11 protein-coding genes and 1 pseudogene are annotated in these 11,757 nt (G+C 49.3%); 7 read left to right on the forward strand and 5 right to left on the reverse strand.

What is annotated here, in order from left to right:
* The first annotated feature begins 52 nt into the window (after nt 1-52).
* The 4 genes from AC6B99_RS02525 (at nt 53) to AC6B99_RS02540 (ending at nt 4,285) form a co-directional block, all read left to right on the forward strand.
* Complete coding sequence (locus AC6B99_RS02525; protein WP_496662673.1) at nt 53-2,776, forward strand: rhamnogalacturonan lyase family protein; 2,724 nt, start codon at nt 53-55, stop codon at nt 2,774-2,776.
* 208 nt (nt 2,777-2,984) lie between these two features.
* Nucleotides 2,985-3,590, forward strand: coding sequence for a P-loop nucleotide/nucleoside kinase family protein (locus AC6B99_RS02530; RefSeq protein WP_496662674.1), 606 nt, complete (start codon nt 2,985-2,987; stop codon nt 3,588-3,590).
* Nucleotides 3,591-3,596: 6 nt separating this feature from the next.
* Nucleotides 3,597-4,082, forward strand: coding sequence for a hypothetical protein (locus AC6B99_RS02535; RefSeq protein ID WP_494859206.1), 486 nt, complete (start codon nt 3,597-3,599; stop codon nt 4,080-4,082).
* 65 nt (nt 4,083-4,147) lie between these two features.
* Nucleotides 4,148-4,285: a hypothetical protein gene (locus AC6B99_RS02540; RefSeq protein ID WP_496662675.1), complete on the forward strand. Its 138-nt coding sequence runs from the start codon at nt 4,148-4,150 to the stop codon at nt 4,283-4,285.
* Nucleotides 4,286-4,364: 79 nt separating this feature from the next.
* On the opposite strand, the gene AC6B99_RS02545 is transcribed toward AC6B99_RS02540, so the two are convergent.
* The 3 genes from AC6B99_RS02545 to AC6B99_RS02555 all read right to left on the reverse strand — a co-directional run bounded on the left by AC6B99_RS02545 (nt 4,365) and on the right by AC6B99_RS02555 (nt 7,088).
* Nucleotides 4,365-5,261: an SDR family oxidoreductase gene (locus tag AC6B99_RS02545; RefSeq protein ID WP_496662676.1), complete on the reverse strand. Its 897-nt coding sequence runs from the start codon at nt 5,259-5,261 to the stop codon at nt 4,365-4,367.
* Between the two features lie 75 nt (nt 5,262-5,336).
* Complete coding sequence (locus AC6B99_RS02550) at nt 5,337-6,290, reverse strand: helix-turn-helix transcriptional regulator (protein WP_496662677.1); 954 nt, start codon at nt 6,288-6,290, stop codon at nt 5,337-5,339.
* 42 nt (nt 6,291-6,332) lie between these two features.
* The gene (locus AC6B99_RS02555) at nt 6,333-7,088 is read right to left on the reverse strand and encodes a DNA/RNA nuclease SfsA (RefSeq protein ID WP_496662678.1); all 756 of its coding nucleotides are present in this window, start codon (nt 7,086-7,088) and stop codon (nt 6,333-6,335) included.
* A gap of 200 nt (nt 7,089-7,288) precedes the next feature.
* Here AC6B99_RS02555 and AC6B99_RS02560 point away from each other — a divergent pair, with 200 nt between their 5' ends.
* The 3 genes from AC6B99_RS02560 to AC6B99_RS02570 all read left to right on the forward strand — a co-directional run bounded on the left by AC6B99_RS02560 (nt 7,289) and on the right by AC6B99_RS02570 (nt 10,456).
* Entirely contained in the window at nt 7,289-8,053 is a 765-nt protein-coding gene (locus tag AC6B99_RS02560) for an NUDIX domain-containing protein (protein ID WP_494880139.1), read from the forward strand.
* Nucleotides 8,054-8,157: 104 nt separating this feature from the next.
* Nucleotides 8,158-8,967 carry a ribose-phosphate pyrophosphokinase gene (locus AC6B99_RS02565; RefSeq protein WP_496662679.1) on the forward strand — a complete coding sequence of 270 codons (810 nt, stop codon included), beginning with the start codon at nt 8,158-8,160 and terminating at the stop codon, nt 8,965-8,967.
* Nucleotide 8,968: 1 nt separating this feature from the next.
* Complete coding sequence (locus AC6B99_RS02570) at nt 8,969-10,456, forward strand: nicotinate phosphoribosyltransferase (RefSeq protein WP_496662680.1); 1,488 nt, start codon at nt 8,969-8,971, stop codon at nt 10,454-10,456.
* Nucleotides 10,457-10,679: 223 nt separating this feature from the next.
* On the opposite strand, the gene AC6B99_RS02575 is transcribed toward AC6B99_RS02570, so the two are convergent.
* Together AC6B99_RS02575 and AC6B99_RS02580 are read right to left on the reverse strand one after the other, a co-directional pair.
* Entirely contained in the window at nt 10,680-11,249 is a 570-nt protein-coding gene (locus tag AC6B99_RS02575; protein WP_496662698.1) for a YdeI/OmpD-associated family protein, read from the reverse strand.
* A 122-nt stretch (nt 11,250-11,371) separates the two neighbouring features.
* Nucleotides 11,372-11,629 (reverse strand): annotated as a pseudogene (locus tag AC6B99_RS02580) (DUF1761 domain-containing protein); the annotation flags it as partial.
* Between the last annotated feature and the right edge of the window lie 128 nt (nt 11,630-11,757).

Genomic DNA, 11,757 nt, shown 5'->3' on the forward strand with positions numbered 1-11,757 from the left:
GTTTTGTAAGCGTAACCAATTGATCTTCAAATCGAAAGGATGCGATTGATTTATGTTCAGCAACCACTCCAACTGGCTTAAAAAGACGGCCGCCACGTTAACGGGGCTTACGCTGCTTTGCGGCAGCACCGCAGGCGCAACTGCTGCGGGAACGACGGCTTCGGGACAAGCAGGGGCTGCCTTAGGCAAAGTACAGCTGGAATATTTGGATAGAGGACTTGTAGCTGTCGCTTCTTCAGGAAGCGTATTTCTCAGCTGGCGGCTGCTAGGAAATGAAGTAACTGGCTATTCCGCGGGCGGGATGACCGGCGCGAATTTCAACGTCTACCGGGATGGCGCGCTTATTGCGACGGTGACGGACAGCACGAACTATTCGGACCCGCAGGGCAGCACATCATCGCGTTACCAGGTGGCGGCTGTAGTGGATGGGGAAGAGCTGGCACGAAGCAGCGAAGCTAAGCCGTGGGGCGATGGCTATTACGATTTGCCGCTTAATAAACCGGCAGATGGGGTTACGCCTGTGGGCGAAGCTTTCACCTATTCGGCTGGCGATATGAGCGTCGGCGATGTGGATGGAGACGGGCAATACGAATATATCGTGAAATGGGACCCTTCCAATTCCAAAGATGTATCGCAGAAGGGCTACACCGGCGAGGTCATTATTGACGCCTATGAGCTGGATGGAACGCAGCTTTACCGCATTGAGCTGGGGCCGAACATTCGCGCTGGTGCGCATTATACCGAATTTATGGTGTATGATTTTGACGGCGACGGCAAGGCGGAAATGATGTTCAAAACGGCTCCAGGTACCAAAATAACGAAATACGATGGCAGCGGCGGCATCGCTTCTGAAAAATATATTTCGATGCCTCAGGAGGATATTGCAGCAGGGTACAGCCATGATGATGATTACCGCGTGAGCAAGCAGGGCTATTATGAGCATGTCGTAAATATGTTCATGGACTGGGACAAGCATGAGGAAGTCGTAAACGGCAATTGGCCGGCAACGCTGGAAGAAAGCTTCGGTATTGCGCCTAAGTATGCATATCCCCTGTCCCGCGAGGATGCGGAAGAGCTGACGGATTATTTTATGGACGTGTATGCGCCGGCGCGCAGCGGCAACAATAAGCTGCGTGATTTTGAAGGCTTTATTTTGAGCGGGCCGGAATATTTGACCATGTTTGAGGGTGCGACAGGCAAGGAGCTGGAGACGATCCCCTACAAGCCGGGCCGTCATGACGATGGCCTTATGTGGGGCGACTATGCGATGGCGCGGATTGAGCCGGGCAACCGTGTAGACCGTTTCCTTGCAGGCGTCGCTTATTTGGATGGCACGAAGCCTTATGCGGTGTTTGCCCGCGGCTACTACACGCGCTCGACGCTCGTTTCCTATGAATGGGATGGCAAGCATTTGCGCGAGCACTGGTTTGTCGATAGCGGCTGGGTGCCGATGACGAATCCGTTTAATGACGGGCCGCATGGCAGACCGGGACTGAATCCGGCTTTTGCAACGCTTACGACGCAGGGTGCGCATTCGCTGAGCACGGCGGATGTGGATGGCGACGGCAAGCAGGAAATTATTTATGGCTCCTCGACGATTGACCATGACGGTACGCTGCTATACAGCTCGGGCGATATTTTGCCTCCGGGCAGCGCAAATCCGGGGACGTATGCAGGTCTTGGCCATGGCGATGCGCTGCATGTCGCAGATATTGATCCTGACCGTCCGGGCTTGGAAATTTTCATGGTGCATGAGGGCGGAACGTATGCCCCTTATGGCTACTCGCTGCGCGATGCTAAGACAGGCGAAGTCATTTATGGCGGCTACACCGGCAAGGATACCGGTCGCGGCATGGTTGGCGACATCGATCCGGATCACAGAGGGCTGGAGACATGGGCCGTTGGCACATGGACAGCAAGCGGAACGCAGATTAGCACAACCTCTCCTGGAACGAATATGAACATTAAATGGGCGGGCAATATGACGACGCAAATTGTGAATGGCTCCTTGGAAGTTACACCGACGATTGATGATTGGAAACGCGGCAGATTGCTGACGGCTGCGGGAACCCGCACAAACAATCATACGAAGGGAACGCCTTCGCTCGTAGCCGATATTTTCGGAGACTGGCGGGAAGAAATGCTGGTGCGCACCGTGGACAGCTCGGCTATCCGTATCTATATGAGCACAGAGCTGACAGACCGCAAGCTTTATACGCTGATGCATGATTCGCAGTACCGTACAGGCGTAGCTTGGCAAAACACGACGTATAACCAACCGACGTATACGAGCTTCTATTTTGCTTCCGATACGAATTTTGCGAATGTGCCGATTCCAAATTACTGGACGCCGGTTGTGGATGACCGCAGTTCGGTCGGCGCTTCCTTAATCGGGCCAAACGCAATGGCAAAGGGACAAACGTTCGATGTTGTATATGCGCTGCAAAATGTGCCAAGAGGCATTGCGAAGCAAAACATCCGAATTGAATTCGATCCGACTGTATTGGAGCTTGTAAGAACGCCAGAATCGCTGGATACTGGCAGATTCGTCATTAACGAGCATTTAGAGGCTGCTGGCATTATCAGCTTGAAAGGCAGCCATGTTGGAGACGGTCTTAACAATCCGCTCGGCAATCTGTTCAAGCTGACCTTCCGCATTAAAGCGGACGCGCCAGCTGATGTGACCGCGCTTGCGGTGACCAGGCTGATTGGCACGGACGGAGCAGGCGTGAATACGCAGCTTGCCGGCGATGTGCTGAATATTAAAGTTCACTAACACAATAGATAGGCCATTTCTGCGGCCGTTTATTGGAGCAACCTTCAAGGCCGCGAGTTCATGCGGCTTTGGAGGTTTTTTCGGTATTTAAGGGGTGTTTTTTGACCAGTAGATTAGAAAATCGTTTATAGTAGAGAGATAGAGTTGACAACGTGTTCATTGGTTCAGGTTTGCGGGTAATGATCATTAGAGTGTGGGGGCGAATCATATGCGAAAATTAGTATTTTTTCTAGGCGGGGCGGGAGCGGGCAAGACGACGCTGGCCAAGGCGCTGGCACGGCGCAAGGGCGCTGCGATTTTTGATATGGATACGCTGCTGCGTCCGGCGGCCGAGGCGATTATGACGGCGTCGGGACTTGATCCGAAGGACCGTGATTCGGAGCTGTATAAGGTGCGCTGCCGCGATCTCGGCTACCGGATTACGATGGATGCAGCTTTGGAAAATGTAGCGATTGGCACGGACGCGCTCGTCATCGGCCCCTTCACGAAGGAAACTGCTGATCCGCTTTGGATTGAGCAGGAGCTGTCGGCCATCGGTGCAAGCCTGCGTGATGTAGCTGTGCGGGTCGTACTCGTTTCCCTGCGGGATCAGGAGCTGCATCGCAGCCGGATACAGGAACGGGGCCTAGCGCTTGATGAGTGGAAGCTTGGCAATTGGGAAACGTTCAGCCGCTCGCTGGGACCGCGCAAGCTGAATTGGCCGATTCCAGCCACTTCGGTGCTTGATTTTGATAATTCAGGCGAGCTGAATGAGGAGAAACTGCTGCTGCTGGAGCGCTTCGTATATGGTGATGACATCGTAGAAGGGGAGTGAGGCTGCATGTCCTTATATTTCAGAGACAACTTATTCAATTCCGGCGGTACAGGCATTATGAATGAGACGGGGCAGTCTGCGGGATGGGTTAATCTGAAAAGTGCGTTTAGCACTTCGCTGGAAGTTTATGATGCCAATGATACGAAAATGTGCGAGGCGAAATTTCGTTTTTTCTCAATGAAATGGGAAGTCAGCGACAGCTACGGCGCTCCGCTCGGTGTGCTGCGCCCAAGAATGAGCTTCATGAATAAGCGGTTCGAGTATGATGCGGGCGAGCGCGGCTTTTATTTAATTGAGTCGCCAGCGTTTTCCAAAGAGTATGTGATTATGAACCGCCGTGAGGAGACGATTGCGAGCTTCGCGCAGACGAGCGGCTGGATGCAATCCGGCGCTTATTGCTTGTGGAACGAAACCCGCCAGCTCGGAGATTATGAGCTGATTGCAGTTATTATGGGCGTGAATGAAATTAGGAAGCGGCAGAGCAGTAGTTAGCATTTACATGAATAGGCCGCGATGCCTTAAGAATAGTTCTAAGCAAGCATGTGTGATTTCGGCACATGCTTCTTTGGCGTTGTCCACGTATAGGACGAAGGGTGACCCAGACGGCCATTAAAGTAAGAGGCAGAAAGTATTTTTATATTATTTATGGGATGGATTATATGCTGCCCGAAAACTTGCAAAATCCGCGGCTTTAAGGGAAGAAGCGAGGATGGTTAAAAAAGCGGGAGCTGCTCTTGAAAAGAAGCAGCTCCCGCTTTTTTGCGCTCTATTCTTTTAGCAGACCGTAACCGTCTTCCAATAATACTCGTCCAAAAATGGCTTCAAGCTTGTAGGAGCTTGACCAGTCAGCTCTTGAACCGTTGTTGACGTCTGATCATATTCCCCTCTGGCCGAGGCGGTATCGAAGGAAGCTAATGCTTGCGCTACAGCATTCGGAACGCCAAACGATTCATACATGCCAACGAGCTGTGCGGTCTCGATTGGAATATAGACAATGTCTTTCTTAGCGATGTCACTCAATATTTGAGCGATATCATAACCGGATAGCGCTTCTGGCCCAGTTACATTCCGTGTGTGCTTGTCCGTGTTTGAGGAAGCGAGTGCAGCTGCGGCTGTATGAGCACAATCCTTGCGTGTCACATAAGCGATTTTGCCTTCGCCGATAGCAGCAGCGTATTGGCCTGTAGCGACCGTATGCGTCAAGGATTGAAGCAGATTCTCGGCGTACAGATTGCTGCGAAGAATCGTATAAGACAGGCCGCTGTTCTTAATAGACTCTTCCGTGCTGTAGTGGTCTCCCGCCGTTAAATTCGCTGTACCGGGCTCAGGGTTGAAAAACGATGTATAAACAATATGTTTTACTCCCGCATTAACCGCAGCTTGTATGGCATTCGAATGCTGCTTGATTCGATGACCCGGCACTTCAAGCGCATCCGTACTTACCAAAAGCAGACGCTGCACCCCGGTAAAAGCATCGGCCAGCGTCTCAGACTGGTTGAAGTCCGCATGCCGTACGCTAACTCCGTGGTCGGCAAGACCCGAAAGTTTTTCTGGGGTGCGGGTAGCTGCTATAATCGGCCCATCATAGTTTTCGAGCAGCCATTGAATGGCCAATCTTCCTAAATTTCCGCCTGCGCCTGTAACCAATATCGTTTCTTTTGTTGCGTTCATTTTGGTTTCCTCCTTTTCAATACGGCAACCTCATGCCTATCTACACTATACAAAAACGTTACTGACACTAGACTGTCAGTAACGTTTCAACATTTTTTCGATTTCTTTTTTCATACGGAGTTTGAAAGCTTCGGGCTCAAGGATTTTAACATCTGCGCCCCAGCCAAGCAACCAGGACAGCAGATCTTCCGGTTGTCGAACGCGAAAGGTGACGTAGTATCCATCGGCGTTCAATCGGGCATTCTCCATATAATAGTTGTTTGCTATTTTCACTTTATCCGCGATGCTCGCATTAAAAAGCACATGGACGCTGACGTTGCGGTCATCCTTCGGCTGATAGTCGTGCAGGTGAAAGCTGCTAGGTAGCTGGAACGTATCATCCATAGTGGCAAGCTCTTTTATTCGCGATACCCGAAAATGGCGAATGTCATCCCGCAAGTCGCAATGGGCAACTAACAGCCAGCCATTTTGTTCATCAAGGACGAGCCCGTAAGGGGCAACCGTTCGCAGCATTTCATGTTTTTCATTCGCTTGTGCCGCTCGTTTGTGGTATTCAAAGCGGATTTTCTTGCCTTCAAGCATGGCGGTACGGATGGCGGCCACGTAAGCCTTCTCCCGTTCGCCTATTTCTGGTTCATTTTCTTTGTGAAGCAGAAGGATATTATCGCGTATCCGATCCGCTTCGTCGCGGATGGGCTCCGTTAATACAGCTTCGATTTTCCCGCGTGAAGAGCGGGCGATCCTGCTGTAGACAGGATCAAAACGCTGTTCTACAAACTCGGCTCCAATCAACAGCGCTGCTGCTTCTTCTACCGTAAAACTCACTGACGGCAGAAAATAGCCATTCATCAAAGAATAACCTAATCCAGTCGCACCGATGATGGGCACACCGGATTCACTTAACACTTGAACATCCCGATAAATCGTTCTAGGACTAACTTCCAGCATCTCTGCCAGTTCCTCAGCCTTCAGCACCTTGTTTCGCTGCAGCTCTAGAACGATCGATAACAAGCGTTCTGTTTTATTCAATTTGCAGCGGCTCCCTTTATTTAATTTTTTTGAGCAGCCGCACTAGTTCATCATATCTGTTGTGGTTTCGAAATACCGGATAAGGCTCACTTCGGTAGCTGTAATTTTGAAGTTTCCCTGCCAGATTTCAACTCCCCCTCTTATAGAAGATTCAACGGATTCTCTAATATAGCTGCTGTATTTGCCGTTCTTAGAGCCTCTGAATCCTGGACTATCATAGATAAAACAAGTGAACAGTATAGCTCTATCATTTTCTTCTAAGCTGGCTTCAAGCTGGCCAATATGCTTAAGGAAGCGTTCGAAGGAATTGAATTCACTTCCTTTTGCGGTCGTGATATGTTCTTTTTTCTCAACCTGTAAAGTTGTAAGCGGGGTCTTGACCTCGATGTAAGTATTCCCTACAAGAAAATCAAGCTTGGAATTGCCAAGCTTTTGTTCCCGCTTCACGCTATCACTGCTGACCATAGCAGAGAGCTGGCCATTTTTCAGAAAATGTTCCACATAGCGGTTTGCCGCATTTTGATTAATCCCGATCCATGATTTATTTGGCTCAGACAGCAAATCGAGTGAGATGGCCTCTACGGTGTAGAGGGTTTTTCTGGTCAAGTCTTTACTCTTGGAAAGCAGGCAGGGAATATCGCGGAATACGATGCTGCCTATGCGTCCTGTAGTGGGGCAGTGGCAATCATAAATGATGCCGTCGATCGCCACTTCCATAATAAATCGATTTCTTCTTCGAAGAATCAGGCCTTCAATAAGCGGTGTTTCAAAAATAAAAGCGTCGTTGTTCATGTCCATTTTGAAAGTGTGAGCCTCCCTTTCGTAACTATACGTTGAATATACAAGAACGCTACTGACAACAGATTGTCAGTAGCGTTCTTGTATAAACATATGGGAAGGAATAGCCTAAAAATCATTCAAAGGGTTGACAAATGATTTAATAATGTCATAATGATAATATCAAATAGAAAATTAAATCGTAACAGGAAGTGAAGCACTTGATCGAAAATGAATCCAATTATTCGCCGGATCATTACCGAACGCCGGACGGAGCGCCGACGGACATCGTGATCTTTACGATTGTTTCAACCCAGCGCAGCAAGGTTAAGAAAGCTTTGCCGCATCATGAGCTGCAGGTGCTGCTCATCAAGCGTAACATTTGGCCTTTCGAAGGGCAATGGGCGCTGCCGGGCGGTTTTACACTGGAAACGGAAACGGTGCAGGAATGTGCCAGACGTGAGCTTTTGGAAGAGACGCAGGTTAGCGAGGTTCATCTCGAATATTTTAACGTATATAGTGCGCCTGGACGTGATCCGCGGGGCTGGATGATTTCACATGCATTTCTTGCACTCGTGGGTGAGCAGCAGCTTGCGAATCGGCAGGCGGCGGTCGATGCCTCGGAGGTGCAGCTGTTTCCGGTAGAGGAGGCGCTGAAGCTGCCGCTTGCCTTTGACCACCGCATCTTAATTCAAGATGCGCTGATTCAAATTCAACGGAAGATGCTGACGACGACGATAGCGAAAGCTTTTTTACCGGATGAATTCACGATTGCCGAGCTGTATCAGGTCATACAAGCGGTCGTGCCGGATTTTGCAGAACAAAACTTTATTCGGAAAATCACCTCGACGCAAAGCCGCAGCGGCATTATTGAGAAAGTCGTGGATGCGGCCGGGGCGTTAAAGTCCTCCAATCAGTATTCTCAGCGCCCGGCTCAGCTATACCGGTTTACGGGGCTAGAGCCGCAGCTGTCGATTTACGGATAAAAGATAGAGTAGAGATTGTAGAACGATTTGAGCGTATCAAAGCGTACCGGAGCGGAACGGCAGATTTAGAAGGTAACTACGAAGCAGCGAGGAGAGTGAGCAGGATGATCAAGCTGAATGGCGTGGAGCTTGTGTTCAAAACGTTCCCCAACGGGGAAACGCTTGTCGATGGTGATGCGATTACGGCATTGATAGCCGAGCAGAATACGCTTGCTTTTAAATATGACAATGACAGCGACTTGATTAAGCTGATGTTCGTGAAGCAATATTTGGACAGCCGGAAGGTGCAGGCGGGCTTGACGATTGCTTATATGCCCTACAGCCGGATGGACCGGATCGAGGGCACCTCTGTGTTTACCTTGAAATACGTAAGCGGCCTGATCAACTCTTTGGCATTTGAGCATGTGACGGTGCTGGAGCCGCATTCGGATGTGACGCTAGCGCTGCTGAACAATTGCTCGGCACGGTATCCGACGATTGAACTGCTGGACCTTGTCGTTGAGGCGACGGGCTTTGACCGTTCGGCTGATTATTTATTTTTCCCTGATGCCGGGGCGCAGAAGCGCTACAGCAAAGTTCGCGGCTATAACGAGCTGGTCGGCTTTAAGGCGCGGAATTTTCAGACGGGTGAAATAGAACGGCTTGATGTCGTTGGACAGGTGGCAAGCGTTGGCTTTAAGGCGATTATCGTCGATGATCTTTGCTCCTACGGGGGAACGTTCATGCGCAGTGCGGAGAAGCTCAAAGGCTTGGGTGCGGCGGAAATTTATTTGCTGGTAGGGCATTGTGAGCCTTCGATTCATAAGGGCAAGCTGCTTGATTCGCCGCTTATCGATAAAGTGTTTACGACCAATACGATGCTGAATGAAGCGGGACATGAGAAAATCCAACTTTTTGAATGGGGAGAGGTTTAAAATGACGACGAAGACAGCTTACCCTGCGACACTGCTATGCGATTTTTATAAAATCAGCCACAAAAACCAGTATCCGAAAGGGACGGAATTCGTCTACTCGACCTGGACCGCCCGTACTAGCCGGCTGGAAGGCGTGGAGGAAGTGGTCGCCTTTGGTTTTCAAGCCTTCATTAAGGAATATTTGATCGACTATTTCAATGAGCATTTTTTCGTAAGAACGAAGGAAGAGGTTGTAGAGGAATACGGCCGCGTGCTGAAATTTGCACTGGGCGACGCTAATCCGGATGCTTCGCACATCGCTGCGCTGCATGAGCTCGGCTACTTGCCCATTCGCATCAAGGCTGTGGAGGAAGGCTTGATCGTTCCGGTTAAAGTGCCGATGCTGACGATTGAAAATACGCACCCTGACTTTTTCTGGGTAACCAATTATTTGGAGACGCTCATGTCGTGCCAGCTTTGGATGCCGACGACGAGCGCGACGATAGCTTTTGAATACCGCAAAATATTGGAGCAATACGCTTTGCAGACGAACGGCGATACGTCGGGCGTGCCCTTTCAGGGGCATGATTTTTCGATGCGGGGCATGAGCTCGCTTGAAGCGGCGAAGGGCAGCGGCGCTGGGCATTTGCTGTCGTTCACGGGAACGGATACGGTTCCGGCGATTTTGTATCTGGAGCAATTTTATGGCGCGAATATGGAAAAAGAGCTGGTAGGCACCTCGATTCCAGCGACCGAGCACAGCGTGATGTGCGCCCATGGCACCGATGAAATGGCATCGTACCGCTATTTGATCAATGAGGTGTATCCGAATGGCTTCGTCTCGATCGTCTCGGATACATGGGATTTGTGGAGCGTGCTTGATGTGGTGGTCAGAGGGCTTAAAGAGGATATTCTAGCCCGTGACGGCAAGGTTGTCATTCGCCCGGACAGTGGAGATCCGGTCAAAATCATTTGCGGCGATCCCGATTCGCAGCATCCATTTGAGCGCAAAGGCGTTATTGAAATTTTGTGGGATATTTTCGGCGGCACAGTGACGGAGAAGGGCTTTAAGCAGCTCGACAGCCACATTGGCGCGATTTATGGGGATGCGATTACGATCAGCCGCTGCCGGGAAATTTGCGAGAAGCTGGCGGAGAAGGGTTTTGCTTCCACAAATATGGTGTTCGGTATCGGCTCGTTCACGTACCAGTACAATACGAGAGATACGTTCGGCTTTGCGCTGAAATCGACGTTTACGATTATTAACGGCGAAGAGCGCAAAATTTTCAAAGACCCGGCAACCGATATCGGCAAAGTGAAAAAATCGCAAACCGGACTCGTGCTCGTAACCGAGCAGGACGGCGTGCTGACGCTCACTGACGATTTGAGCGTGCAGGAATATGAGGCAAGGAAGCACGAAGACGTGCTGAAGACGATTTTTGAAAATGGCAAGCTGGTGCGTGAGCAGGAGCTGGCAGAAATACGTGCGAATTTGCTGGGGAAGCTGTAGTATGCCTCGCCAATGAGTGAATGAAACGGAATGAAACTGAATGAAGCTTATCATTCGAGGGCTTGAGTTCAAATATGAAATGATACAAATATGAAACGATGCAAATGTTATTGGAAATGCGAGCAGACCGCCCGAAGGGGGCGGTCTGCTCATTTGGATATGGATTAGAGGTAAGGAGATCACCTTAACAAACCATTTCTCTCTATTCGAGCTATAGGGCAGCTTAATAATCCAGGAGGCGCCCATTATCATGCCATTGACCGTACATTTTATTTTCTTTCGTGTTGGCTATAAATTTGTCTAATCTGCTTTCAAATAAGGATGGCTGATTTTTATAGCTTTGTATCGTATCGATTCGAACTCTTTGATAAAGAGCTGGAAATGCGCTGAAATTTTCATATCCTTGCGGGTCTTCTTTCAGCCTTTGATCTATAACGCGATCTATTTTAAAGGAATGGGGCTCCATATCAGGAAGCACCTTTCTTCCTTCGTCGCTCATTAATCCCAGCTTTTCGAGGCGGCGGACGCGTTCTTTATTCAATTCAGTCCATGAGCTTTTTTTGCTTCTAGGAGATAGTCTCTGCGCCAGCTGGGATTCAGAAATTTTCTTTTTTACCCCATCAATCCATCCAAAGCACAAACATTCCTCGACTGCATCCAAATACAGCAACGAATCCGGGTTTGGCGCCATGCTTACGACTACCCAACAAAATTTTTCGGTCTGTCCGTTTTCCTGCAGCCAAATTCTCAAAGCTTCTCGCGATGTTATTGCCAATAAATTTTCACTTTCCATAGACAAAGTAAGTTCTCCTTTCTAGGTATGGAGAGTCATTATTATCATTATAATGCCTGTGACCCTAGTCGATGTTGATACCTGTCTCCATACTAGAAAAGGCGATTTATTTTTCGCAGAAATTATTTCATAGCTACAATAATTACACTAATAATCAAACCTGAAAGTAAAAAATAGCTTCCGCTAATTAGTCCGTATAACAGCGGGCGAGGCATATTTGGGTTGATCGCCGTATTGACGGTCGTTGAAGCCAACAATCCAACACCAACAATGCCGCCAAAGATTAGCGCATTAACCATGGATTCGATATCGAAAGCATAGATCAAAATGGCCATGGTAACTGTAGTTGCTAAACCACAGACAAATGGTCCCGCGATAAAAAGGGGAGCTGGTTTTTTAAAATGTACCCCTTGTAAAGGACAATTAAAAAAAGGTTAGGCCACTTCAAGCTGCTGTCTGTATCGTGCAGGCGGCAGCTTATTTAAGTTCCATTGACCTCGATAATGAT

Source organism: Paenibacillus liaoningensis, from assembly GCF_059609455.1.